At 63.8% G+C, this 23681-nt stretch carries 22 protein-coding genes and 2 pseudogenes; 10 read left to right on the forward strand and 14 right to left on the reverse strand.

What is annotated here, in order from left to right; genetic code table 11:
• Positions 1 to 12: 12 nt before the first annotated feature.
• Positions 13 to 2013 (reverse strand): amylo-alpha-1,6-glucosidase, encoded by a 2001-nt coding sequence (locus P0D89_RS21385; RefSeq protein WP_408377167.1) that lies wholly within the window; start codon positions 2011 to 2013, stop codon positions 13 to 15.
• Positions 2014 to 2228: 215 nt separating this feature from the next.
• Here P0D89_RS21385 and P0D89_RS21390 point away from each other — a divergent pair, with 215 nt between their 5' ends.
• The 3 genes from P0D89_RS21390 to P0D89_RS21400 all read left to right on the forward strand — a co-directional run bounded on the left by P0D89_RS21390 (position 2229) and on the right by P0D89_RS21400 (position 5200).
• The gene (locus P0D89_RS21390; protein WP_408358610.1) at positions 2229 to 2543 is read left to right on the forward strand and encodes a hypothetical protein; all 315 of its coding nucleotides are present in this window, start codon (positions 2229 to 2231) and stop codon (positions 2541 to 2543) included.
• Between the two features lie 58 nt (positions 2544 to 2601).
• Positions 2602 to 4755: a phosphocholine-specific phospholipase C gene (locus tag P0D89_RS21395; RefSeq protein ID WP_408358611.1), complete on the forward strand. Its 2154-nt coding sequence runs from the start codon at positions 2602 to 2604 to the stop codon at positions 4753 to 4755.
• Positions 4756 to 4933: 178 nt separating this feature from the next.
• On the forward strand, positions 4934 to 5200 hold the full coding sequence (locus P0D89_RS21400) for a cupin domain-containing protein (RefSeq protein ID WP_408358612.1): 267 nt from the start codon (positions 4934 to 4936) through the stop codon (positions 5198 to 5200).
• 25 nt (positions 5201 to 5225) lie between these two features.
• Here the strand turns inward: P0D89_RS21400 and P0D89_RS21405 are convergent, their stop codons facing one another.
• Together P0D89_RS21405 and P0D89_RS21410 are read right to left on the reverse strand one after the other, a co-directional pair.
• Positions 5226 to 6341 (reverse strand): succinylglutamate desuccinylase/aspartoacylase family protein, encoded by a 1116-nt coding sequence (locus P0D89_RS21405; RefSeq protein WP_408358613.1) that lies wholly within the window; start codon positions 6339 to 6341, stop codon positions 5226 to 5228.
• Positions 6342 to 6380: 39 nt separating this feature from the next.
• Complete coding sequence (locus tag P0D89_RS21410; RefSeq protein ID WP_408358614.1) at positions 6381 to 7148, reverse strand: transporter substrate-binding domain-containing protein; 768 nt, start codon at positions 7146 to 7148, stop codon at positions 6381 to 6383.
• 122 nt (positions 7149 to 7270) lie between these two features.
• Here P0D89_RS21410 and P0D89_RS21415 point away from each other — a divergent pair, with 122 nt between their 5' ends.
• Positions 7271 to 8191: a LysR substrate-binding domain-containing protein gene (locus tag P0D89_RS21415; protein WP_408358615.1), complete on the forward strand. Its 921-nt coding sequence runs from the start codon at positions 7271 to 7273 to the stop codon at positions 8189 to 8191.
• Positions 8192 to 8266: 75 nt separating this feature from the next.
• On the opposite strand, the gene P0D89_RS21420 is transcribed toward P0D89_RS21415, so the two are convergent.
• Positions 8267 to 8722: a hypothetical protein gene (locus tag P0D89_RS21420; protein WP_408358616.1), complete on the reverse strand. Its 456-nt coding sequence runs from the start codon at positions 8720 to 8722 to the stop codon at positions 8267 to 8269.
• Positions 8723 to 8927: 205 nt separating this feature from the next.
• On the opposite strand from P0D89_RS21420, the gene P0D89_RS21425 reads away from it, so the two are divergent.
• Together P0D89_RS21425 and P0D89_RS21430 are read left to right on the forward strand one after the other, a co-directional pair.
• On the forward strand, positions 8928 to 9068 hold the full coding sequence (locus tag P0D89_RS21425) for a hypothetical protein (RefSeq protein ID WP_408377169.1): 141 nt from the start codon (positions 8928 to 8930) through the stop codon (positions 9066 to 9068).
• A 236-nt stretch (positions 9069 to 9304) separates the two neighbouring features.
• Entirely contained in the window at positions 9305 to 10159 is an 855-nt protein-coding gene (locus tag P0D89_RS21430) for an oxidoreductase (RefSeq protein ID WP_408358617.1), read from the forward strand.
• Positions 10160 to 10225: 66 nt separating this feature from the next.
• Here P0D89_RS21430 and P0D89_RS21435 read toward each other — a convergent pair whose 3' ends face one another.
• From P0D89_RS21435 to P0D89_RS21465, 7 genes and pseudogenes are all read right to left on the reverse strand, one after another.
• On the reverse strand, positions 10226 to 10642 hold the full coding sequence (locus P0D89_RS21435) for a rubredoxin (protein ID WP_408358709.1): 417 nt from the start codon (positions 10640 to 10642) through the stop codon (positions 10226 to 10228).
• 363 nt (positions 10643 to 11005) lie between these two features.
• Positions 11006 to 12019, reverse strand: a complete 1014-nt coding sequence (locus tag P0D89_RS21440) for an alpha/beta hydrolase (protein ID WP_408358618.1) — start codon at positions 12017 to 12019, stop codon at positions 11006 to 11008.
• Positions 12020 to 12190: 171 nt separating this feature from the next.
• Positions 12191 to 13450 (reverse strand): Rieske 2Fe-2S domain-containing protein, encoded by a 1260-nt coding sequence (locus P0D89_RS21445; protein WP_408358619.1) that lies wholly within the window; start codon positions 13448 to 13450, stop codon positions 12191 to 12193.
• A 191-nt stretch (positions 13451 to 13641) separates the two neighbouring features.
• Complete coding sequence (locus tag P0D89_RS21450; RefSeq protein ID WP_408358620.1) at positions 13642 to 15093, reverse strand: glycosyltransferase family 2 protein; 1452 nt, start codon at positions 15091 to 15093, stop codon at positions 13642 to 13644.
• 58 nt (positions 15094 to 15151) lie between these two features.
• Positions 15152 to 15751: a cytochrome b gene (locus P0D89_RS21455; protein ID WP_408358621.1), complete on the reverse strand. Its 600-nt coding sequence runs from the start codon at positions 15749 to 15751 to the stop codon at positions 15152 to 15154.
• Positions 15752 to 15997: 246 nt separating this feature from the next.
• A complete protein-coding gene (locus P0D89_RS21460; RefSeq protein ID WP_408358622.1) occupies positions 15998 to 16804 on the reverse strand; it encodes a class I SAM-dependent methyltransferase in 807 nt (268 codons plus the stop codon).
• A gap of 261 nt (positions 16805 to 17065) precedes the next feature.
• Positions 17066 to 17283: pseudogene (locus P0D89_RS21465) on the reverse strand (SAM-dependent methyltransferase); the annotation flags it as partial.
• Between P0D89_RS21465 and P0D89_RS21470 the strand changes: the two are divergent.
• The 4 genes and pseudogenes from P0D89_RS21470 to P0D89_RS21485 all read left to right on the forward strand — a co-directional run.
• Positions 17279 to 17655, forward strand: a pseudogene (locus P0D89_RS21470) (LysR substrate-binding domain-containing protein); the annotation flags it as partial. The pseudogenes P0D89_RS21465 and P0D89_RS21470 sit on opposite strands and share 5 nt — an antisense overlap.
• Before the next feature lie 81 nt (positions 17656 to 17736).
• Complete coding sequence (locus P0D89_RS21475) at positions 17737 to 18804, forward strand: DMT family transporter (RefSeq protein WP_408358623.1); 1068 nt, start codon at positions 17737 to 17739, stop codon at positions 18802 to 18804.
• A gap of 174 nt (positions 18805 to 18978) precedes the next feature.
• On the forward strand, positions 18979 to 19182 hold the full coding sequence (locus P0D89_RS21480) for a DUF3562 domain-containing protein (protein WP_408358624.1): 204 nt from the start codon (positions 18979 to 18981) through the stop codon (positions 19180 to 19182).
• A 255-nt stretch (positions 19183 to 19437) separates the two neighbouring features.
• The gene (locus P0D89_RS21485; protein ID WP_408377171.1) at positions 19438 to 19899 is read left to right on the forward strand and encodes a GNAT family N-acetyltransferase; all 462 of its coding nucleotides are present in this window, start codon (positions 19438 to 19440) and stop codon (positions 19897 to 19899) included.
• A 111-nt stretch (positions 19900 to 20010) separates the two neighbouring features.
• Here the strand turns inward: P0D89_RS21485 and P0D89_RS21490 are convergent, their stop codons facing one another.
• The 3 genes from P0D89_RS21490 to P0D89_RS21500 are packed head-to-tail and all read right to left on the reverse strand — an operon-like array spanning position 20011 to position 23663.
• The gene (locus tag P0D89_RS21490; protein ID WP_408358626.1) at positions 20011 to 21414 is read right to left on the reverse strand and encodes an MFS transporter; all 1404 of its coding nucleotides are present in this window, start codon (positions 21412 to 21414) and stop codon (positions 20011 to 20013) included.
• A gap of 25 nt (positions 21415 to 21439) precedes the next feature.
• Positions 21440 to 22705, reverse strand: coding sequence for an NAD(P)/FAD-dependent oxidoreductase (locus P0D89_RS21495; protein WP_408358627.1), 1266 nt, complete (start codon positions 22703 to 22705; stop codon positions 21440 to 21442).
• Positions 22698 to 23663: a VOC family protein gene (locus tag P0D89_RS21500; RefSeq protein WP_408358628.1), complete on the reverse strand. Its 966-nt coding sequence runs from the start codon at positions 23661 to 23663 to the stop codon at positions 22698 to 22700. The genes P0D89_RS21495 and P0D89_RS21500 overlap by 8 nt, the downstream gene beginning before the upstream one ends.
• Positions 23664 to 23681 lie beyond the last annotated feature (18 nt).

Below are 23681 nucleotides of genomic sequence, written 5' to 3' on the forward strand. Positions count from 1 at the left end.
TCGTAGCGCGGTTTACGCGGCGGTGGGCCCCGACCCGGCAAGCAGGCTTTCGATGCGCAGCAATTCGCCGAGCGACCACGCCTGAAACGGCGTGCCGGCGGGCGTATACGGCGCGTCGCCGTCGGCGATTTCGGACAGATGGTCGAGGCCGGCGTGGTCCAGATGCGCGTAGAGCGGGTCGAGAAAGCGCGATCTGGCTTGCGCGCGGGCATCCGCCGTGGCGCCGCGAACCCGCAGCCATGCTTCGACGAAAGGGCCCAGCAGCCACGGCCAGACGGTTCCTTGATGATAGGCGCCATCGCGCGCGAGCAGCGGCCCGCTATAGCGGCCGCGATACGCCGGGTCGGACGGCGCGAGCGTTCGCAGGCCGAGGGGCGTGAGCAATTGCGTCTCGACCTGTTCGAGCACCGCGCACGCCGCCGCGCCTTCGAGCAAGGGGAACGGCAGGCCGCCCACCGCGAAAATCTGGTTCGGCCGGATCGAGCGGTCCACCGCGCCTTTCATGTGATCGACGTCGACGTTGTCGGCCAGCGTTTGGGTGGACGGGTCGACGAAGCGTTCATGAAACGCTTGCAACGCTCGCTCGGCGGGTGGCTGCCACTGCGGGTTCCAGGTTGCTGCAATGCGCAACGCGTTGATCCAGAGCGCCTGCACTTCGACCGGTTTGCCGATGCGCGGCGTGACCACCCAGTCGCCGAGTTTCGCGTCCATCCACGTGAGTTGCACGCCGGGGACGCCGGCGCGCAGCAGGCCGTCGTCGGCGCAGGCCTGGATGTTGAAGCGCGTGCCTTTCGTATAGCTGGCCAGAATCGTTTCGGCGGCCTGTTGCAAGCGTGTGCGGGTCGCGGCGCCGGCGTGACGCGTGGCCAGGTAGTCGTACACGGCGACGATGAACCACAACGACGCATCGACCGAGTTGTACTCCGGCGTGTCGCCGTAGTCGGGAAAGCGGTTCGGCAGCATGCCTTCGGACAGCAAGCCCGACCATTCGAGCAGGATCGCTTCGGCTTCGTCGAGACGGTTCGACGCGATCAGCAGCCCGCGCATCGCGATGAAGGTATCACGGCCCCAGTCGGTGAACCACGGGAAGCCCGCGAGGATCGTGCGGCCGTTGTTGCGCGAGACCACGTAGGCATCGGCGGAGCGCTGCAGGCGTGAGCCCAGCGCGCTGCGGCGTTGCTGCTCGATACGTGCGAGTTCGGTTGCGTGAGTGGCGACAGCCCGCGCGTTTTCACATTGCGTTGCAAGGACGGACGTTCCCGCGCTACCTGCATTGGATGCACTGAGCACCATCACCGCTTCACCGCCGACGAGAACGAAGCTGAACACGCCGGGCGTCGCCAGATCTTCGCTGAAGTCGAGGCCGCGCTCCTCTTCGCGCGCGTAGCTGAAGTTGCGATACCAATCGGGCGCGTGCGTGTACGCGCCGTTCGTCGCGGCATGGATCACCGGCACATCGCCATATGGTTGCCAGCTCGCGCATGCGTGATCGTCGCTGATCCGTGCGCTGAAGTTGAACGCGGTGTTCTCATGATGCAGCGCGTGGTAATCGCGGCCCGACAGCAAAGGCCTGACCTTCAGGACGAGCGCGTTCATATCAGCGGACGTCGCCGTGCCCTCCAGCCGCCAACGCAACACCGTTTCACACGTCGCCTTGCTGACGAGGACTTCGGCGGTCAGCGCCATCTGCGCATCGAGTTGAATGCGCCACGTGGGCCACGGCACGGTGTCGAAAGCGACGAGACTCGCGCCCAGATCCGGATAGATGACATCGGGCACATACCGCTGCATGGTCAACGGATAGCGCCGCCCTCCCGCTTCGAGCCACGCCTCGACACCATTGACGAGCACCATGCGCCCACACGGCGCGCGCGTCGCGCTCAGCAGCAACGCGTGATAGCGGCGCGTGCGCAACGTGCCCACGGTGCCCGACGCGAAACCGCCAAAGCCGTCCGCCTCCAGCCATTCCTCTTCAAGACGCGTGATGTCGAAGGGTCGTTCGATGCGTGTCATGGATCAACCGGTTATGCAAAGCCGTCAATCATTCATTGGGCGTACCTGAGGCGTTAGTCAAATGGCGTAACGGTGACGATTGTCCTTCCTATTACTTTCCATTTCCTTTCGAATAACCAACGAATTGACGAAAGATATGCGGCTCGCAAACGTTTCACAATTATTTCTTGAAAGGATTGGAGACTGCACCCGCTTTCACGAAACCGGATGCAGACATGAGAAGAAGCAAACGCCTCGCGAGCATCGCGTCGATCGCAGTCGCCACCGTAGCGTTGAGCGCTTGCGGCGCTGACGACTCAAGCGTGAACGCCTCGACTTCATCGCCGCCCGTTGCCGATAGCGGCGCGCAGCGGCATCAGGCGACATCGTTAGCGGCTGCGCTCCCCGACGCATCCGCTGCACTCGCGGTGAACCCCGCCGCCGCGTCCGACCCGATCACGCAGAACATGCAAGCCAGTCTCGCTGCCGACACCCAGCAAGTCACACCCGTCATGCACTACGCCCCCGGCGACAGCGCCAGCAACAACTGACCTGCTTTCCCCACGCTCCAACGCGCGCTATTCTTTCCATCCGCAGAGGTGATATTCGATGACATCAACTAGCCGTCGCCGTTTCCTGCAGACCGTGGCTTCTTCCGCCGGCGCTGCCGCCGCGCTGACCGCGCTGCCCGAATCGATTCGCAATGCGTTGGCCGTGCCCGCGTTCTCGCGCACGGGCACGATCCGCGATGTCGAGCACATCGTCGTGTTCATGCAGGAGAACCGCTCGTTCGACCACTACTTCGGCCACATGCGCGGCGTGCGCGGCTACAACGACCGCTTCCCGATTCCGCTGCCGAATGGCAAGCCGGTTTGGTATCAGCCGTCGAAAGCGGATGCGACCAAGCCGGTGCTGCCGTTCCATCTGGACACGTCGACCACCAGCGCGCAATGCGTTGGCGATCTGGATCACTCTTGGTACAAGACCCATGCCGCGATCGACGGCGGCCGCTACGATCAGTGGCCGGCCAACAAGACCGACATGACGATGGGCTATCACCTGCGCAGCGACATTCCGTTTCACTACGCGCTGGCCGATGCGTTCACCGTCTGCGACGCATACTTCTGCTCACTGCCGGGACCCACGCACCCGAACCGGTCGTATCTGATGAGCGGCACGGTCGACCCGACCGGCACGCTCGGAGGACCGCTTCTCGACAACAACGATTTCGTCGACGGCGACAGTCCGCCGAATTACCAGTTGCTCTCGTGGACCACGTACCCGGAGCGCCTGCAAGCCGCGGGCATTTCGTGGCAGGTCTATCAGCAGGGCCTGACCGGCGTCGATCCGTTGAACGGCAACTACGGCACCAACATCCTGCAGAACTTCACGAACTTCATCAACGCGCAACCGGGCTCGCCGTTGTATGAGCGCGCGCAAACCGTGCGCACCATCGACGACCTGAAGGCCGATGTGCTCGCGAACAAACTGCCGCAAGTTTCGTGGCTGTGCCCGCCGGCCGCCTACTCCGAGCACCCGCAATATACGCCCGCATACGGCGCCGAATACACGTCGCAGATTCTCGATGCGTTGACGTCGAATCCCGAGGTGTGGAGCAAGACCGTGCTGTTCATCATGTACGACGAGAACGACGGCTTCTTCGATCACCTGGTGCCGCCGCAACCGGCTACCACGCCCGCGCAAGGCAAGTCGACGGTCAGCACCGACGGCGAAATTCACAACGTGGTCAATCCCGCGCGTGGCGGCAGCTATACCGCCGACGGCCTGCCGTACGGCCTCGGCCCGCGCGTGCCGATGACGATCGTGTCGCCGTGGAGCAAGGGCGGCTTCGTGTGCTCGCAGGTGTTCGATCACACGTCGGTGATCCGCTTCATCGAAACGCGCTTTGGGGTTCATGAACCGAACATCACGCCGTGGCGCCGCGCAGTGTGCGGCGACCTGACCACCGCGTTCGACTTCCGCACGCCGGACTCGAAAGTGCCGCCGCTGCCGGACACCAGCAACTACAAGAGCATCGCCGACAACCAGTGCGCGACGCAGCCCAAGCCGACCGTGCCGGCGACGCCGGGCGTCGTCGACCCGCAGGAAAGCGGGATTCGCTTCGCGCGTGCGTTGCCGTACGAACTGCATGTGAACGGCGACGCGGACGCGAACCGCAACACGTTCGAGATCTCGATCGCCAACACCGGCGACCAGGGCGCGCACTTCTACGTGTACTCGACGAATCGCACCGATGGTCCGTGGCGCTACACAGTCGAAGCGGACAAGTCGCTCAGCGAGACCTTCGATCTGACGACGACGAACGGCGTCTACTCGTTCGAAGTGTTCGGACCGAACGGCTTCGTGCGCAAGTTCGCGGGCAATGCGCAGCAGGTGAACACGCAGAGCGCGCAAGGCGAGGGCCGGCATGGCAACAACAAGCCGGCGCAGCCTGAGGTGAAGCCCCAATACGACGTCGCGAACGGCAACGTGTTCCTCAAGTTCACCAACAGCGGCGACGGCATTGCGCGCCTGACGGTGACCGACAACGCGTATGGCGCGCGCACGCGTGCGGTGCTGGTGCCGGCCGGCGCGCATGTCGAAGAGGCGTGGGTGCTGGCGTCGAGCCATCACTGGTACGACCTGACAGTGACGAGCAATGACGATGCGAGCTTCTCGCGCCGTTTCGCGGGTCACGTCGAGAATGGCCGTCCGAGTATCAGCGATCCGGCGGCGGTCGCGCCGGTGTTGGTGGTGAACTAAGCCGTATCATGCCGCGCCCGGCTTCGGTTGACTCGCCGCTTGGTTCTGCGGTGGTCGATCGAAGCCTGCGGGCTTTATTTCGCTGGTGTTGGCGTTGTCGGTGCGCTGAAGGCGCTCTGCACATATCGGCGGATGGCGGTACAGTCAGTCTTCGTTATTCCCCGACGATGGTGCCACCATGGATCGCAACGCCTTCACCGAAAGCCTGACGAAAGACGGTTTCCCCGAGCCTGTCGTCGTGACGCGAGAAGCCAACGGAGCGATGGATCTGCACGAGCATCCGTTCGAAGCCAAGGCGCTGATCCTCGACGGCGAATTGCACATACGCATCGGCGCTGAAGAGCGGCTGTACCGGCCCGGCGATGTGTTCCACTTGCCTGCGGATTACGCGCATTCGGAGCGCTATGGTCCGAATGGCGTGACGTATCTGGTCGGCAGAAAATAGCAGGACGCGCCGCTGGGAGAACAACTCACGCGCCCAGCAAGACCCCGGTCCTGAACGGCCGCGTCCCCGTCACACGCCCTAGCGGCGCACCCGCGGTCACGAACCGGATTGCACGGCGCATATAAAGCACGCCTTCGGTATTGCTGGAGATCGTGGTCGTCTCGTCGGTCAGCGGATCGACGATATCGAACAAGGCCTGTCCGACATCAACCGTCTCGCCGATCTTCGCGCGATGAATCAGAATCCCGCTGACAGGTGCGTAAAACTGCTCGCTCCCCGCAAGCGGCGTGGCAGGCGAAAGCAATGCGGGCAAAGGCTCGACGTCCCTTTGAATCGCGTTGCGCCACACCAGATAATCGACGATCGCGTCCGCATCACGTTGGGCAACTTCGTAGGAGACATCGCGCTGGCCGCGGCATTCCACCGTCACCGCAATCGTGCCAGTGGGCACCGGCTTGTCGGCCGGCATCTGCTGCTGCAGCGTCCACCACAACAGGCTATGGGTTTCATCGAACGACTCGCCGCCCGAGTTGGTCGCCAGCAATGACGCCTGCGCGCCGAGATAGCGCGACAACGGCTCGAACTCGGGCCACGCTGCCTCACTGGTGTACAAGTGCATCGCGGCTTCGAGCGAACAGTGCAGGTCGATCACGACATCCGCATCGAACGAGAGCTTCAGCATTGCCAATTGCAGCGACTCGAATTCGGTCAGCGGTTTCTGTTCGGCCAGTTCAGCCGCAACCAGTTCGCGCACGATGCGCCGGTTCTCCGCAGCATCGGAACCCAACGCCTCTTTCGCACGCGCGACCAGCTTCGAGAATTGCAGGAAGTGGCGATTGAAGTTCTTGCCGCTGCCGAGGTCGAAGCGCCCGAGGAACTGACCGAGCACATACTGTCCGAGCCCAACCGGATTCGCCACGGGCACCAGCACGATTTCCGCATTCAGCGCGCCCTGCTTCTCCAGTTCGAGCAAGCGTCGTTTGAGCAACACGGTCGTCAACATCGCGGGCGTTTCGTCCGCGTGCAGCGACGACTGGATATAGATCTTCTGCCCGCTGCCCCGCGTGCCGAAGTGAAACGACACCAGTTCGCGGTGCGTGCCGATAGCCGGCGATAGAAGCGGAATCGATTGCCTGTTCATGAGCGGAAAGCCTGGGGGAGAAGAATACGAAGTAAATGATCAATTGCCGTACGGGTCGAAGTCGAAGTACTTCCTCGCGATCCGCGCATACGTGCCGTCCTTGAGCATCGAAGCGATCGCCTCGTTGATCGACACCTGCACCGCGGTCTCGTCCTTGCGCAGGCCGATGCCCACGCCGCGATCGCCCATCGACAGCGGCTCGCCGACGAACACGAAGCCCTTGCCCGCCGGCGTGCGCAGAAAGCCGAGGCCCGCTTCCACCGAGCCCAGCAACGCGCCGTCCAGGCGGCCGTTCTGCAAGTCCGCGAACACTTCGTCCTGCCCCTTGTACGCAATCATGTGCGCGCCGAGCGGCGCCCAGTTCTTCAACGCGTAGCCCTCGAACTGCGTGCCCGACTGCACGCCGATCTGCTTGCCGGCCAGCGCGTTCACGCCAGCCGCGAGCGGCGAACCCTGGCGCGCGATCAGCCGCGACTTGAACTGGAAGATCTTCGACGAAAACAGAATCTGTTGCTCGCGCTTTTCGGTAATCGCCATCGACGACAGGATCGCGTCGATCTTGCGCGCTTGCAGCGCCGGGATCATCCCCGAGAATTCGAGCTCCACCCACTGGCAACGCGCGTGAATGCGCCGGCAGATTTCGTTGCCGAGGTCGACGTCGAAACCCTGGAAGCTGCCGTCTGGCGCTTTGGCGTCCATCGGCGGATAGCTCGGGTCGATGCCGAGGCGCAATGTGCCGGGCTCGGCGGCGAACACGCCGCTGCTGAAAGTCAGCGCGGCGCTCAGGATCATCAGCGGAATTTTCATGGGGAACCGGGTGTGGGATGGTCGAAGGACGACCGCGCCATCGTATGCCGCCGCCGCGCCTCAAAGAAGTCCCGTTCGAACTATCATGATCACCTTTACCGATCACCAGACGGAAGCTCTTCATGGCGTTGACGATCTCCCAGTTGCGCGCGTTCACGGCGGTCGCCGAGCATGGCAGCATCCGCGCGGCGTCACGCGCGCTCGGCATCGCGCAGAGCGGCATCACGCAGCAGTTGCAGAACCTCGAAGCGATGCTGGGCGCGACGCTATTCATCCGCACGAACCGTGGCATCGCGTTGACCGCGCTCGGCCAGCGGCTGTTGCAGCGGGCCGGCGCGATCATTGGCGAATGCGAGCGAGCCGAGCAGGAAGTGCAGCAATTGCGCGGCGATTACGTCGGCGAGGTGACGTTCGGCATGACGACCGAGCCGCTCGTCGATGCGTTCGCGCCGGTGCTGATGGAATTTCGCACGCGCTTCGAGCGGGTCGCGGTGCATCTACGCACCGGCACGTCGCGAATGATGATCTCGTGGATTCGCGAAGGCACGCTCGACTTCGCGGTTGCGCTCGTGTCGAAACATACCGACACGGCCGATCTGTCGGTGACGCCGCTTTATCCGTCCGATCCGGTGATCGTGTGCCGCCAGGGCCATCCGAAAGCGGGCGCCACTTCACTGGCCGAACTGGTCGATTGCACGTGGGTGGCGACGCGCTCGCCGAATCTCACCGAAGAACCGCACGTGAATCGCTTGAGTCATCTGCTCGAAAGCCATGGCTTGCCGCCGCCGAAAATCATCGCGACGGTGGAAGGCTTGTACGAGACGCTGCATCTGGTCGCCGCGACGGACTGCCTGTCACTGGAGTCGTCGGTCGTGGCCAAACGCGGGCCGTTTGCCAGCACGCTCACGTCGATCCCCGTGCGCGAGCGAGCGGTCGAACAAAACGTCTGCCTGCTGCAGCGTGCGGCGATTCCACTCACGCCCGCCGCCCAGGAGCTCGCGACGATGATCGCGTCGTACACGCGCACGGTGCGGGCGCGGTGAGTTCGGCGTGAGATCAGTCCATGGCTTCGAGCGCGATCCGCCGGGTCATCGCCGCGGCGGGATCACTCAACGCGCTTACTGAGCGGACGCATGCGACCTCAGAAACGCCACATATCCGTTCTGCGTCTTGAGGATCTTCTCGGCGCACTCGTCATAGTCCGAACCCTTCTCGTTGTCCGGCCCATACATGCCCCGGCACTGCGCAAAGAGGGTGAGCGTCGCGCCCGCGCCTTTTGCGGCGCGCGTCGCCGAGAAGGCGGCATTGCCCGAACTGTAGGGTACGTCGGTTTCGATTGCGACCGCGTCCGCGCGCGTCACGGACGTCTCGGAATGCTGCTCGATATAGCGTTTCGTCAGCGCCCAGGCGGCGTCGCAGTTCTCCGGTTGGCAATCGACCGTCGCGTTGCGTTGGGCGGCGGCAAGACTGGCTTCGTTGTGGATGAACCCCTGGGCTTGCAGCGCCTGCTTTTCGGGCGATGAGCAAGCAGTGAGTGCAAGCGCGACGAGCGCAAATGCAGCGATCTTTTTCATGAGTACCTTCCTGGCCACGATCGAGCGCGATTATAGCCGCCTGACGCAAGCGGGCTCGTGGACTCGCGCGCGTGGGGTTCTGGGCGAGAAGATGGATTCATTGCCGCATCGAAGCGAATTGTCAGGCGCTAGCAGATCACGCGACGCGCGAGCTCAGAGGACGCACCGTCGTTGCGCTGCCCGATCCGATCGAATGTGCGTCTGCATGCCGTTCAGCGTGAGCGTGATTCATCCCGAGCATCGTCCGAACTCTCCGCTTGCCGGTGCCTTCGCCAAGGCGCTGCGAAGCGAAGTCGCCGCGCTGCGGCTACAATTGAAAAGCCACGCCGGTCCGCAGCGGAAATAGCGGAAATACCGGTAATTGCGGCATTCGCGGTGCTTACGGCAATCACCGCAACAGGCCCGCTGCCCGAATCACGCGCGCTCGCGCGCACCGTCGCGGATACGATCCGAGAAAAGGGCCGGGCACGCTTCACGCTGAACACCACGAGCAAACCGATTGCTGACGCGAACGAGCACACCGCGGGTTCGCGTCGTATTGCAGTCTTCACATGTCGTAGACCATCAACAGGAGTTTCGCAAATGATGAATCGAGACAATCCCGTCTGGCTGATCACGGGCTGTTCCACTGGCTTCGGCCGCGAACTGGCGAAGCAGGTGCTGGAGCGCGGCTGGCGTGCGGTCGTCACCGCGCGCGACGCATCGAAAGTGAAAGACATCGCCGAACCTCACGGCGACCGCGCCCTGGTTCTGCCGCTCGACGTGACCAACGCCGCGCAGGTCGAAGCGGTGGTCGCGCAGGCGAAGCAGCGTTTCGGCCGCATCGACGCGCTCGTCAATAACGCAGGTTACGGTTATCTGGCCGCGATCGAGGAAGGCGAGGACGACGAAATCCGCGCGATGTTCGAGACCAACGTGTTCGGTCTGATCGACATCACGAAGGCGGTGCTGCCGATCATGCGCGCGCAGCGCAACGGACTGATCGTCAACGTGTCGTCGATTGGCGGCATTGCGAGTTTCGCGGCGACTGGCTACTACCACGCGACCAAATACGCGGTGGAAGGCTTATCGGAATCGCTGGCGCTGGAGGTGAAGCCGCTCGGCATCGGCGTGCTGATCGTCGAGCCGGGCCCGTTCCGCACCAACTGGGCGGGGCCGTCGATCAAGCAGTCGGCCACCGTGATCGACGACTACGCGGGCACGGCCGGCGAGCGCCGCAAGCAGACCGAGGCACGCAGCGGCAAACAGACGGGCGATCCGGTGCGCGCCGCGCAGGCGATTATCGACGCCGCCCTGTCGGACCAGCCGCCGCTGCGTCTATTGCTCGGCAAGATCGCGCTCGACCTCGCGTACAAGAAGCTCGACTCCATGCGCGGTGACTTCGATACGTGGAAAGCCACGACGGAAGGCGCAGATTTTCCGGAAGGGACAGCCTGAGAACGGCGGACTTCGATTGCCCGGCATCGCGCCGGGCCGTCGTTGGAGCGTGTCGTTCGGGGAGGTTTAAAACTCGACCAGCGCGAAGTCTTCCTTGCCCACGTCGCACAGCGGGCAACGCCAGTCCGCCGGCACGTCCGCCCAGCGCGTGCCCGGCGCGATGCCTTCATCCGGCAGACCGGCCGCTTCGTCATAAACCCAGCCGCAGATCACGCAGACCCACTGCTTGAAGTCGTCCGCCGAGGCGGCCGTGCCGCGCGCCGGATCGGCCGCGCTCGCGGATTGCGGCGCCGGCGTCTCGTCGAGGCTCATGACCAGCGGCGCGGCCGTGCCTCCGCCGCCCGCGCCAAGTCGCGCCTGCAGGCTTTCCAGCAAGCGTTGCGCTTCGTCCTGCGTCAGGTCGATCCAGTACGGATCGCCCGCGCCGTCGTTGAGTCGCTCGGGGGAAAACTGGAGTTCTACGGCTACGCCCTTCTTGTACATGGCAATCGGAATATCAATGAAGCCGGCAACCGGTGCCGGCATAGAGCCGCACGCGAGGTGCGGCGGCGTCGCAGCGCGACTAGACCAGATGATTCAGCAGAATGGCGGCGATGAGTCCCGCGGCGCCGATGAGGCCGAGCAATTGCAGCAAAGTGAGCGATTTACGTGATGCGGTGGAGACTTGTTGGGTAGACACGAGCGTTTCTTGAAGATCGGAAAAAGCGAAATAGTACACGGGTGTGAGCGCGGCGCATGCCAATTGGCGCAAACCCGCGTGCATCGGCCGACATTATCGCCGCTCGCGCGCGCCGCATTGCGTACCGTGCGGAGATGGATTAATTCCCCAGCAGCGGGAAATCTCGCCTACGAGTACACCGCCTCGCCGGCATGCTCGGCAACCGCCGCGACGATCGCGGCCAGGGCCGCCGGCTCAAGCGTGAGGCCGATATGACCGACGTTCGGCACGATCGTCACCGGCACCACGCGCCCCGCCTCGATGAACACGCCGGCGAATGCTTCGGCGCGAAACGCTTCGTCATTCGCGCCGACCAGCACTTCGAGCGGCTGACGGGTTGCGCGGATATCGGCGCGGTAGTTATCGTGCGGACGAAAATTCTGCATCAGGTTGAACGAATATTGCGGTGTGAGCATGGCTGCCGCTTCGGATGACAGTGCGTAGGCTACTGTCGGCAGATGGTTGAAGGCGGTGATGCGCAGCTGGTTGAGAAGCACCAGCGCGGCGGTCCGCGGTACTCCAACGCTGGCCCACCCGCTCAGCACGGGCGGCGTGGTCGGCGCGTTGTGGTGAATGAACGGCGCGAGCAGCACATAGCGATCGAACGCCAGTTGCCGTGCATCGCCCGCGAAACGCAGCGCAAATCCGCCGCCAGCCGAAAAGCCCACCAACGTGCGCGGCCCTGCGGGCTGCACCGCGTCGAGAAAGTCGCTCAAATCGTCCTCGAGTTGCCCGATGTAGGCGATCGCGCCTTTCGCGCCGGATTCGCCGTGGCCGCGCATGTCGGGCACACAGACGTGGTAGCCGGCTGCGGAGAGCGAGTTCGCCAAGGTATGCATGCTGACACTGCTCGCCGACGCGCCATGAATCAGCACCACGCTGCCGCGCGCCCGCGCGAGACGACTCGCATAACGCCGATAGGCGAGCATCGCGTGATCGCGGGCGGCGAAGCGTTCGAGCGGGGGTAGATCGGCGGTGTCGACGGACGTGAACGGCTCGTTGATCGAGGCGAGCGGCGGTGGCGCTTTCGGGCCGCCCTTCACGAGCGCCAAGGCAATGATCGCGGCGACGACGGCGACAATGCTGGCGAAACCCACAAGGAACACGACAACCGGCATGACCACATGCAGTTCGGTACTCATCGAATGGGCCTCTCAGGCGATTAATTATGTTTGCGGGTTTCCCGCTCGATGAGTCCGCGCTTTCTGCGCGTTGTGCGCGCTGTGGGGATTGCGATGCCGCTGCCGCCCGGCTCGCCGCTCATCGTCGCCGATGATTGTACGATCCCCCGCGGCGCCGGGAAAACTCGAATCTCAGGTATTCGCCAGCGGGTTGCCGTGACGCGAATCCCAGAAGCGGATCACCGCCGTGTCGCCGGTGCCGGCGCCGACCACCTGATCGGGCGCGCCGCCCTCGCGCAGCAACGCGCGCAATTCGTTGATGACCGGAAACACCTCGTGATTCCAGTCGGCGCCCTGGGAGTCGTGCGCGCGCTGTTCGGCTTCGACGATTTCGCGATCTTCCTTGAAGATGCGCTCGGTGAACCACACGAGCAGCGGCCACGCGAGATTCAGCACGCCAGGAATGCCGGGCTTGCGAATCGACAGCAGGCCGAACGTGCGGTTGGTGCGCTGCTGGCGATCGAGCGGCACATAAACGATCCACAGGTCCATCACCAGCGTCTGTTCGGACGTGCGGATCTGCAGCGTCTGATACGGATACTCAGTGCGGATCGTCATCACGTCCTTGTCGTTGTTGTCGCCGGTCTTGCGGTTCTGGCCGAACACGATTGCTTCGCCGATCGGCTGCTGGCCGGCCATACGCGCAAACGTGTAGTCGACTTCGACCCAGCCTTCGCCGCGCCGCCGCCCCAACGAACGCGCACGCATCTGCCCCATCTGCTTGCGATGCAGAAACTGATGGTTCATGTCCATCAGGTTTTCGTGCATGAACGAATAGTGGCAATTCACCGGACGGCCGAAACGGCGCGTCTTGTACTTCTCGTCCGCGACGGAACCGAGCTTGGGCAGCGGCCGTTGCTCGGCCAGTTCGGCATTGCCCGGAAACACGAAAATCAGCCCTTCGACTTCCTGACACGGATAGGAACGCACGCCATTGGGCAAGCGGTCGCGGCCCAGATACGGCACGTCGATGCACTGGCCGGAGCAGTCGTAGGTCCAGCCGTGGTACCCGCAACGAATCGATTCGCCGTCCACGACCCCTTGATGCAACGGCACCTGGCGGTGCGCGCAGCGGTCCTCCAGCGCGAACACCTTGCCGGACTCCGTGCGCGCGAGCACGATCGGGTCGCCGGCGAAAGTCACGCCGTGCGTCTTGCCACGCTTGACCTCACGCGACCACGCGAGCGGATACCAGTGGTCAGGATGAATGCCGACGCGGCGCAGATCGCGTACCGGCGCGTCGTTGGCGGCGTGGCCCGGCGCGCGCGCATGCGCGGGCGTGGCGGAGGTGGCATGTGCGGGATGAGCAGCATTCTGCGGCGCCGCGTGAGCAGGCGACGCAGCGGCGGTTGCATCGTCGGTTTCTTGTTCGAGCGGTGGAACAGCATGCATGTGTGAAGCCTCCGTGCACGAGCGGATAGAAGGTCGCCGCCCTGCAATGTCGAGGCCGGCATCGTAGCCAGTCTACTCGAAGCAGCCGTCGTTGGGTCGGACGGCGGCATACCCTAGTCTGTCCTCGATGCATTGCACTGACGTGACCGCGCCGGCCCGCGAACCGGAATGCCGCGACAAGCGCCGTGCGCTCAGTTCTTGTCGTGCGCCACCAGCCCCGAGCGGCGCTGCACGCCCCACGAGCGTCCACCACGCAAAAAATGCAGCCAGCCGAGCGTCGCGCCGAGATGCCGCACGAGCTGAAACGTGAACGGCTCGGCAATCGCCGCGAGCATCGCCATGCCCAGGCTGTTGCCGCTGCGCTTGCCAGTCCAGCGGCGATACAGATGAATGCTCCACAAATAGAACGCGAGATCAATCGCCGTTTTCAGGCCGATCACGCTGAAGATCGACACGACAATCGCTCCATGCCCGCCGAACAGAAAACCGAGCAGCAGCGCGAACGCGGTCAAGCCGTAGATCGGCTGCATCGTGTCGATCGCCTTGACCGGCAGCATCAGCATGCCCAGCGTGCCGTAGCGCGGATTGCCGGTCATGTCGCGGTTCCAGTACTGCGTTTGCAGAAAGCCCGCAAACCAGCGGCGGCGCTGCCGCAGGAAACTGCCGAGGTTGTCCGGCGCGTCGGTGTGCGCATGCGCGTCGCCGACCACCCTCACGTCCCAGCCGAGGCCTCGATCGACCGAATAACGGCGCAGCCGGTGAATCAGTTCGTAATCTTCCACCAGACATTGCGGATCGAAGCCGCCCACGTCGAGCAGCGCCTCGCGTCTGAACGACGCGAACGCACCCGAAATCAGCAGCAGGCTGTCCGCGCGCATCCACGCAAAGCGGGCGATGAAGTTGCGCATGTACTCATAGGTCTGAAACCACTGGAACACGCGGCCCGCCGCCGACTTGCCGCACACCGGCACCAGAATGCCGGCCGCCGCGACCAGCTTCGGCTCGCTCGCGAACGCGGCGCGCATCGCGTAGGTCGCGTCGTCGTCGAGCAGCGTGTCGGCGTCGACGGTCATCACGGTGTCGGTGGTCATCACGCTGATCGCGGCGTTCAGCGCGCGCGCCTTGCCGCCGTGCGGCACGCGCAGCCAGAACAGGTTCGGATGCAAGGCGCTCGGCGCGCTCAGCACGCCGTCAGCGGCGGCCGTGAGACCGAAGCGCTCAGTGAGCAGCTCGCGGGTGGCGTCGGTGGAGCCGTCGTCGGCGATCACGATCTGCGCCGGGCCGTGCGTCTGACGCAGCAGCGCGGCGAGCGTCACCGGCAATACCGTCGCTTCGTTATGCGACGCGACGATCACGCCCATGCTCGGCAAGCGGCGCTGTTCGTAGTCGGCTTCGAGCGGTGGCGTGCGGCGCATCAGCGGCAGCGATTTCCACGTGACGAACGCGAGCAGCAGCGTGTCGTAGACGACATACGCAATGCCGGTGGACCACGCCAACGCGCCATGCAGAAAGAACGCGCGCGCGAACAGCAGCAGCCACAGCGCGACGACGCTGAAATGAATCAGCGTGCTCGACAGCGTCGTGGGACGCGGCACGATGCGCGGCGATGCAAGGGCAAGCGCCTGTTCCAGGGTTGTCTTCAAAGTGCCTGCCGGGTTCGTCGATGATGTTGTAGAGAAAGGGAAAGCCGCGTGGATGAGCTCACGGCACCATGCGCTTCAGAACCGATTTGCGATCGATCCACTCGTGCTTGAGCGCGCCGCCGATATGCATCGCCAGCAACGCATAGAGCGCGTAGCCGAGCCACGTATGCAACGCGCCGAAGCGGTCGTGCAAGCTTTCCTTGAGCGCGGGATCGAGGTTCATCACGTAGCCGATGCGCGGCCACGGCACCAGGTTGAACAGACGCATCGGGTGAGTCGCCGCGTCTTTCCAGGCGGAGTCATGCAGCCAGCCGGAGAGCGGCAATGCGATCATCAGCAAATACAGCAGAAAGTGCGCGGCATGCGCGCCAATTTTTTCCCACGACGGAAACTCGCGCGGCAACGGCGGCGGCTTGTGCGACACGCGCCACAAGAGGCGCAGCAGCGCGAGACCGAGCACTGTGATGCCGATCGACTTGTGCGTGTCGATCACCGGACGCGCCCAGTCGTCGGGCAACGAGTCCGCGCTCAGACCGAGCACGACGTTGCCGATCATCAGCAGCGCGATCAGCCAGTGCAGCGTCATCGCCGTACGGGTGTAGCGCGCCGGCAGCGGCATGCCGGTCGAATCGGTCAGGGAATCGGCGTGAGTGTGCATGGTTGTTTGTCCACGAGTGCGGGGGCTGCGAAAGCTGTTTGAAAATCCGTCCCCGCCAAAGCAGGTTTGGATGCGCCGCCGTTATCGATTTAACGCCGTAGTGTGCCGTTTTATTCCGTTAGGCGCTTAATGGTGCATTTCAGATTGTTTCGGGCGGCGCAGGGCTTCTGGGCTTCTGGGCGTTCTCGCCGTTTCAGCCATGCTTGCCGATCCAGCCCGCACGCGGTGCGCAAACGCAGCCGCTCTTTAGCCGCGCGCCGCAGGACGCCGTGCGATCAACGCCGTCGATTCGATCCGCTCGTCGACCCAACAATCGGTTGCATGAGCATCCAGCAGTTGCCTGATGCGCGTGAGCAGCTCATCGAGCCGAACGCCGAGACGCTCGCGTGACAGGCTCGACATCGACAGCGGCCGCGCGCTCAACGACTCCACCGACACGCGCCGCGTCTCGACGATCGACACGCGTTCGAGCGCCGCGAACGGCGACTTCGCGAGGACCGCGTCGTGGCTTTCCCAGTCATCCGACTTGCGCTGCATGCGCGCCGGGTCGCTCTGCGCATATTCCTCGAGCAGCGCGTGATAAGGCGCGAGCCATGCAATCGGCGCGTCGGTGACTTGCGCGGTCGAGAACAGGGCCACCGCGCCCTCCGGTTCGATCAGCGCATCGAGCCGTGCGAGCGTGTCGGGCCGGTCCATCCAGTGAAACGCGCGGCCGATGACAGCCAGCCGGAAGCTCCCGAGCGCCGGCGACAAATCATACGAGCTACCTTCGCGATACTCGATATTCGGCGCGATCCCCGCGCCGAGGCCGGCCGCGACGCGCAGCATTTCGGCCTCCGGGTCGAGCGCGAGTCCCGAGCCGACCCACGACGAAAAGGCCAGCGACAACTGCCCCGGCCCGCAGCCGAGATCGAGCAGCCGATGCGTGCCGCGTAGCTCGCATGACTGCGCGACACGCCGGATCAGTTGCGGCGAATACGCGGCGCGGCCCGCGAGGTAATGCACGGCGTTGTTCTTGAAGCGGTCGGGGACGAAGGGGATGGGAGCGGTCATCGGCGGTTCCGGGCGAGTGGGTGGGTCGGTCAGTGGCGGCAAGGGCATCGGACAGAACGCGATTATCGCTGCTGGGGCGCGGCGTTTCGATCCTGGCGTCGTAGGTCGGGTTACACGAAGATTTGATGCGCGTAGGGCGGCGCAGTTTCCGACGATCCGGCAATTCGCCCGGAGAGTCGGGCATGAAAGCGAAATCGAATCCCGAATGAAAGACAGTCGTGCATCTTCAACCGCCACAGGCCAAAGCCTGCGACCCACCCTTCAACGCTTCACGAACCGATGGTGCGCGACGCCCCACTCATTTCCATTCGCACAGCCGAACAACTCCGCCATTGCTAGGTAGAACATGCGCCGCCGCTGCAACCACACTGCTGCATCACGCGCGCTGTAAGTCTCGACGAGCACCGGCATCACGCGCCCGCGCGCGCGTCGAGCGCGGCGCGCCAGTGATTCGCGGTTCGCTCGTAATGCATGCCGCTCGCGCCTGACAATCTTGCGCAGCATGCGTGCTTGGGTTTTCGCTTTCCGACTTCGGGCAAGTTGCAGCCCTGGGCGTTTCGTGACTCGCCCGACACCGCCGCCCGCGCGCTTTCAGAGCGCGCTGACCTGCAACAACATGGAAGCGCTGCGGGAAGCGACGGAACTCGGTCTGGGCATCGGCTACATGCCAGGACTTTCTGGCCCGCGAGCGACGCGACGCGCTGCGCGCGGGCAGGCTGCGCAGCGTGCTCGACGAGCATCTCGCGCACGCGGGACAGTTTTCGCTGCTGTGGCCGTCGAGCCGTCAACTGTCGCCCAAGCTGCGCGCGTTCGTGGATTGTCTGACCGAATGGTTGTTCCGCGAAACGTAAGCTTCGGCATCCGCCTCGGCATGGCTTTTCCGATAGCGCTATCGTGTGCGCATCGCCTCTGTTCTCATGAAGGGTCCGCTCATGCCTTCTCGCCATAGCGCAGCGTTTACCGCTTTGCTCGCCGCTGCACTGTTCGGCGCCACCACGCCACTCGCCAAAGCGCTGCTCGGAACTTTGTCGCCGTTCCTTCTCGCCGGACTGTTCTATCTCGGCAGCGGCAGTGGCCTTGCCGTCCTGATTCTGGCGCGGCGGTTCAAACAACGCGCCGCCGCCGAAGCGCAAACCGGCCACAACCGCTTTCCGTTGCGCGAGGCGCCGTGGCTGGCGGGCGCGATCGCGGCGGGCGGCGTCGCCGGGCCCGCGCTGTTGATGCTGGGTCTACAGACGACGCCGGCCGCCACCGGCTCTCTGCTGCTGAATCTGGAAGGCGTATTCACTGCGCTGATCGCGTGGATCGTGTTTCGCGAGAACGTCGACGTACAGGTGTTCCTCGGCATGGCCGCGATCGTTGCGGGTGGCGTGGCGTTGTCCTGGCAGCCGGGAGCGGCCGGACTGCCGCCCGGCACGCTGCTGCTGGCCGGCGCGTGCGCATGCTGGGCCGTCGACAACAACCTCACCCGCAAGGTGTCGGCACACGACGCGATGTTCATTGCGTGTATCAAAGGAGTGGTCGCCGGTTCGGTGAACGTGGCGCTCGCGCTTGCTCTCGGCGCGCAATGGCCGCACCTGTCGAGCGTCGCGCTCGCGATGCTCACGGGGTTCGCGGGCTACGGGGTCAGTCTCGTGCTGTTTGTCGTCGCGCTGCGCAATCTCGGCACCGCTCGCACCGGCGCCTATTTCTCGGTCGCGCCGCTCTTCGGCGTGACGCTGTCATGGCTGCTGTGGCCGCAGTGGCCGCCGCTGCTGTTCTGGGTCGCCGCCACGTTGATGGCGCTCGGCGTGTGGCTGCACATCCGCGAACGTCACGAGCATGCGCACACGCACGAGCCGCTGGAGCACACGCATCGTCATCGGCACGACGCGCATCATCAGCACGAGCACGATTTCGCATGGGATGGTAAAGAGCCGCACACGCATGCGCATTGCCATGCACCAATCACGCATGCCCATGCGCATTTTCCAGACATTCACCACCGACATACGCATTGACTTGGTGCACTGTCGCACCACGTGGGCGTTCGGCGCAGCGCAAGAAAAAAATCTCTGTGGAACACATCGCGCGATAGGCGGATTCAATTGGCATGCTCGCGCTTCGCATCCTCTAATTGACACCTGTTATGCGTATTTCATCCGTCCAACCTGCCGGCCTATCCGGAGAAATCCATGTCGCAGCCCGAGCCCGATATCAACGAAGTGGTGAGAAGCATTGCTGAAGAAACCGACACGCCGACCGAAACGGTTTCGCGGATGTATGCGGACACTTTGGCCGATTATCGGCACGACGCACGCGTATTCGATTACGTGCCGCTGTTCGCCGCGAAGAAGGTGCGCAATCAGCTTCGTGATAGCTCGAACCGCAAACACTGACACGGTGGCGCGCGGAGACCACCGCGTTTCTGATGATGCTTCTCTTCTGCTGGCTGGCTGATTGGCTTGCTTTCGGAGTCTTGCGAACGCGTATCTATCCTTTTTTCACGAGACCTCACCACGGCGTGACTCAGCGAGTTTCGTGTACAGGTTCATAACGTGGGTCCGGTGAAAATGGCGCGGACCGATCGGTTAAAGTTTGGCACGTCAGCCTCACTCATTCGATCGCCGCTCATTCAACAAGGAACCTCGCTCATGTCCGACTCGCTTCAGATCCGCGCCGTTACCCGTGACGACTTCGACGCATGGCTACCGCTATGGGACGCCTACAACGCGTTCTACGGCCGCTCGGGCGAGACGGCACTCCCGCGCGACATTACGGAGATCACGTGGGGACGTTTTTTCGACGGCTACGAACCGATGCACGCGATGGTCGCTGAACGCGACGGCCATTTGGTCGGTATCGTGCACTTCCTGTATCACCGTCACACGACGATGGCCGGGCCGATCTGTTATTTGCAGGATCTCTATACGCTCGAAACGGAGCGCGGCAAGGGCGTTGGGCGAGCGCTGATCGAAGCGGTTTATGCGCGCGCGAAAGACGATGGCGCGCAACGCGTCTATTGGCAGACGCACGAGACGAATCAGACGGCGATGAAGCTTTATGACAAGGTTGCGGATAAGTCGGGGTTTGTGGTGTATCGCAAGGCGTTGTGAGCGGCGCACGATTCCAAGCCCCAAAAACAAAAGGCGCACCACCCGGTGCGCCCTTCGTCCCTCTACTATCGCGGCGCTCAACATCACCCGCCCACCAAACCCATCACACGCTCAAGCTTCCAGTTGCTCCAGCACTTTCCCCTTGGTCTCGATGCCAAGAAAATGCACCGCAATCGCCGCCAGAAACGGCACGGCCGCAAGAATATAAAACGCCACTTCCAGATTGCCGCCGATCATCGTCTTCGACACAATGGCCGGTGCGAAGATCGCCGCCACCTTGAGCCACGCACCGCCGACGCCGCAGCCCATCGCGCGGATGCTGGTCGGATATAGCTCCGGCGTATACACATAAGCGGTAATGAACCCACAAGCGAGGAAGCCGAGCGCCAGCGCGCAACACATCGCCACCACATACACCGATGACCCGTGGAACACCCCCGCCATCACCAGCGAAAGCGCGCACGCCACGAACGACACGTTGATGATCGGCTTGCGTCCCACCTTGTCGACCAGCAACGCGCAGGTCAACGACCCCAGCACGCCGAGCACCGAAGCCGCCACCGCCAGATTCAGCGCGAGTTGCAGCGGCGCGTGATAAATCGTGCGATAGATCGTCGGCAACCAGGTCGACAGACCGTACTGGATGAAACCGCAGGTGATCCACAGCATCGCCACGGCCAGCGTGCGCTTCAGATACGCCGGCCCGAACAGGTCCGCCATGCGGCGTTTCGGATGACGATTCGCCATCGCGTCGAATTCGGCCGAATTGACCACTGGCGGCAGCGGACCTTTCGCGGCCCGTTCGAACCGGTGCACGGCGGCATCGGCATCGGCCATCCGTTCGCGCTCGGCGAGCCAGCGCGGCGACTCCGGCACCAGACGGCGCAGCACGAAGAACAGGATCAACGGCATGCCGCCGATGAAGTACATCGCTTGCCAACCGAAGCGCGGCACGATCCACGCACCCAGCGCATTCGACGCAAGCAGGCCGACCGGGAAGACGATTTCATATAGGATCACGAAACGTCCACGGCCATGCGCACGGCTGATCTCGTTGATGTAAGTCGCGGCCACCGGCAATTCACCGCCGAGACCCAGACCCTGAATCACGCGCAGCACGACGAACGCGGCGAACGTCGGTGCAAAACCGCACGCAATACTGGTGATGCCGATGATCCCCGAGCTCAACGCAATCGCCTTCACGCGGCCCTTGCGCTCCGCGTACCACGGAAACACGAATGCGCCGATCAGTTGTCCGACCGAACCGGAGCCGATCAGAAAGCCGATCTCCCACGGCGTCAGTTGCCACTTCGCGATCAGGATCGGCAGCGTGGCCGCGATCGCGATCACGTCGAAGCCGTCGAAGAACGTCGCGAGACCGATCAGTATGCGCGCGCGCACCTGCATCGCGTTCTTCGGCAAGCGCTCGAGACGCGCGATGATCGAGCCCCGGGTCACGGGGCCTGAGACACCGGCGCTGCTGCGGTCCCCCATGGTGTTGTCGATGGTTCTCATGCCGTGGTGCCGTCCGTAGATATGGTTAGGCAAGCGCCGTCGAGGCGTCCGTCAAGGTGGCAAGGTCGATGGTCCGGCCTTGATTCATCCACTTGCGCGAGAGTTTCAGTTCGCGCGGAGTGTTGATGGCGATCACGCCGCGAATCACGCCGTCTTCCAGATGGAACAGCGTGGCGCGCTTGCCGGGCAGGTTGCCGCGTACGGCCAGTTGCGCATTGCCCGGAATGTCGCCGAGGATCTGCAGGTTGACGTCGTACTGATCGGACCAGAACCATGGAATGTCCGCGTACGGTTCGAACGTGCCGAGCAAGGCCTTCGCCGTACTGATCGCCTGGTTCTGCGCGTTGGCCCATGATTCGAGCCGCACGCGGCGCTTGAGCCACGCGCTCGGATGATTGGCGACGTCGCCGCACGCGAAGATGCGCGGGTCGGCGGTGGCGCCGAAATGATCGACCACGATGCCGTCGTCCACCTTTACACCGGCCGCTTCAGCGAGCGCCGTGTGCGGCGTAAGGCCGATGCCGGCGACCGCGAAATCGGCGTCGAGCGTCGATCCGTCCGCGAACGTTGCGCGCATCCGGCTGGCGTCATGCGGATGATCTTCGAGCCTGACGAGCGAAGCGTTCAGGCGCACGTCCACCCCGTTCGCACGATGCAGTTCGAGCAGGAAGGTGGACACCATCGGCGGCAACGAGCGTGCGCACAAACGCGGCGCGCCTTCCACCACGGTCGCGTCGATCCCGAGCTTGCGCGCGGTAGCCGCCACTTCCAGACCAATCCAGCCGCCGCCCACCACCAGCACGCGCTTGCTCGCGCGCAGCCGTTCGCCGAGCACGACGGCTTCATCCAGCGTGCGCAGGTAGGCGATGTGCGAGGTCTTCACGAGCGCGTCCGGCAAACGGCGCGCCGCGCCGCCGGTGGCGATCACCAGCCGGTCGTATTGCACCTCGCGACCCGACTGCGTGCGCACGATGCGTTGCTCGCGATCAATCGAACTCGCGCATTCCGGTTGCCACGCTTCGACGTTCAGGGCGTCGAAATCCTCGGGCTTCACGAGGCGCACGGTGTCGATATCCGCTTCGCCGGCCAGCACGGCCTTCGACAGCGGCGGACGCTCGTAGGGCAAGTGGACTTCGTCGGCGATCATCACGAGACGGCCGGCGAAGCCTTCCTTGCGCAGCGTCTTCACGACCCAGCCGGCCGCCTGGCCGCCACCGATCACGACGATCGTGCGCGGCGCTTCGAGTCCGGCATGCGCGGCTTGCGCCTTTGCAGTAGCAACATCAGTCATTTTTGCGCTCCGTCATGAATTTGCCTTCCGGCGCCTTCGCGTTTTTCTGGCGCCGCGTATTGCCGTCGATCCCTCCGTCGATCGCCCATTCGGCGAACACGGTCGGACCCGGCTCGAAATCGCGCGGCTGCCATTCGGGTGTGAGCTGGTCTTCATCGGCGTAGTACTCGATCAGGCCGCCGGCCGGATTCTGGAAGTACCAGAAGTACGCCGACGACACCGGATGACGTCCCGGCCCGAGTTGCGTATCCCAGCCGCAACGGCTGATATGCATGCCGCCGCCGAACACTTCGTGAATGTCGCGCACGGTGAACGCGACGTGATTCAGGCCGCGCTTGCCGTTGGGCAAGGCCAGCAGGAAGATGTCGTGATGGCCGCCGTGCGGTGCGCGGCGCATGAACGCGCCACGGCCCGGATAACGGTCGGACATTTCGAAGCCGAGCAGTTCCTGGTAGAACTTTTCCTGTTCAACAAGTTTGTTCGTGAAGAACACCACGTGCCCCACTTCGACCGGCTCGGCGTGTTCATAGATCGGCGACGGCTGATCGACACGCAACGTCTGGCCCCACACATTCGACGGCGAACCGTGCACGTCGAGCGCACGCTTGCGGGTCACTTCGACACGAATCGCCATACCGTTCGGATCGATGCAGCCGAGCGCGTCGTCGGTTTCGAAATGGCCCGGCTGACCGGCGAAGCGGCCGCGCAGTTCGTCGAGTTCGGCTTTCGTCGCGACGCCCCATGTCACTTCGCGCAGCGTCGGGCCTTCTTCGAACGCGGGCGGCAGCGACGGGTCGTTCGCGTCGACGGCGAGAATCGTGCAGCCGTTCAGCGTTTCGAAGCGCGTGTGCGTCTCGTCGTGCGCGATCTCTTTCAAGCCCCAGTCCGCGAAAAAGCGACGGCAGGTGGCGAGATCCGTCACGCCGTAAATAATCTGTTCAATGCCGAGAATCGTCATACGGTGCCTCTTGCGTAT

The organism is Paraburkholderia sp. RL18-085-BIA-A (assembly GCF_046027075.1).
Classification (GTDB): domain Bacteria; phylum Pseudomonadota; class Gammaproteobacteria; order Burkholderiales; family Burkholderiaceae; genus Paraburkholderia.

Bases quoted from the DNA above. Each gene is read 5' to 3' on its own strand.
- P0D89_RS21385 (WP_408377167.1), bottom strand. From the start codon at position 2,013: ATGACACGCATCGAACGACCCTTCGACATCACGCGTCTTGAAGAGGAA.
- P0D89_RS21390 (WP_408358610.1), top strand. From the start codon at position 2,229: ATGAGAAGAAGCAAACGCCTCGCGAGCATCGCGTCGATCGCAGTCGCC.
- P0D89_RS21395 (WP_408358611.1), top strand. From the start codon at position 2,602: ATGACATCAACTAGCCGTCGCCGTTTCCTGCAGACCGTGGCTTCTTCC.
- P0D89_RS21400 (WP_408358612.1), top strand. From the start codon at position 4,934: ATGGATCGCAACGCCTTCACCGAAAGCCTGACGAAAGACGGTTTCCCC.
- P0D89_RS21405 (WP_408358613.1), bottom strand. From the start codon at position 6,341: ATGAACAGGCAATCGATTCCGCTTCTATCGCCGGCTATCGGCACGCAC.
- P0D89_RS21410 (WP_408358614.1), bottom strand. From the start codon at position 7,148: ATGAAAATTCCGCTGATGATCCTGAGCGCCGCGCTGACTTTCAGCAGC.
- P0D89_RS21415 (WP_408358615.1), top strand. From the start codon at position 7,271: ATGGCGTTGACGATCTCCCAGTTGCGCGCGTTCACGGCGGTCGCCGAG.
- P0D89_RS21420 (WP_408358616.1), bottom strand. From the start codon at position 8,722: ATGAAAAAGATCGCTGCATTTGCGCTCGTCGCGCTTGCACTCACTGCT.
- P0D89_RS21425 (WP_408377169.1), top strand. From the start codon at position 8,928: ATGCCGTTCAGCGTGAGCGTGATTCATCCCGAGCATCGTCCGAACTCT.
- P0D89_RS21430 (WP_408358617.1), top strand. From the start codon at position 9,305: ATGATGAATCGAGACAATCCCGTCTGGCTGATCACGGGCTGTTCCACT.
- P0D89_RS21435 (WP_408358709.1), bottom strand. From the start codon at position 10,642: ATGTACAAGAAGGGCGTAGCCGTAGAACTCCAGTTTTCCCCCGAGCGA.
- P0D89_RS21440 (WP_408358618.1), bottom strand. From the start codon at position 12,019: ATGAGTACCGAACTGCATGTGGTCATGCCGGTTGTCGTGTTCCTTGTG.
- P0D89_RS21445 (WP_408358619.1), bottom strand. From the start codon at position 13,450: ATGCATGCTGTTCCACCGCTCGAACAAGAAACCGACGATGCAACCGCC.
- P0D89_RS21455 (WP_408358621.1), bottom strand. From the start codon at position 15,751: ATGCACACTCACGCCGATTCCCTGACCGATTCGACCGGCATGCCGCTG.
- P0D89_RS21460 (WP_408358622.1), bottom strand. From the start codon at position 16,804: ATGACCGCTCCCATCCCCTTCGTCCCCGACCGCTTCAAGAACAACGCC.
- P0D89_RS21475 (WP_408358623.1), top strand. From the start codon at position 17,737: ATGCCTTCTCGCCATAGCGCAGCGTTTACCGCTTTGCTCGCCGCTGCA.
- P0D89_RS21480 (WP_408358624.1), top strand. From the start codon at position 18,979: ATGTCGCAGCCCGAGCCCGATATCAACGAAGTGGTGAGAAGCATTGCT.
- P0D89_RS21485 (WP_408377171.1), top strand. From the start codon at position 19,438: ATGTCCGACTCGCTTCAGATCCGCGCCGTTACCCGTGACGACTTCGAC.
- P0D89_RS21490 (WP_408358626.1), bottom strand. From the start codon at position 21,414: ATGAGAACCATCGACAACACCATGGGGGACCGCAGCAGCGCCGGTGTC.
- P0D89_RS21495 (WP_408358627.1), bottom strand. From the start codon at position 22,705: ATGACTGATGTTGCTACTGCAAAGGCGCAAGCCGCGCATGCCGGACTC.
- P0D89_RS21500 (WP_408358628.1), bottom strand. From the start codon at position 23,663: ATGACGATTCTCGGCATTGAACAGATTATTTACGGCGTGACGGATCTC.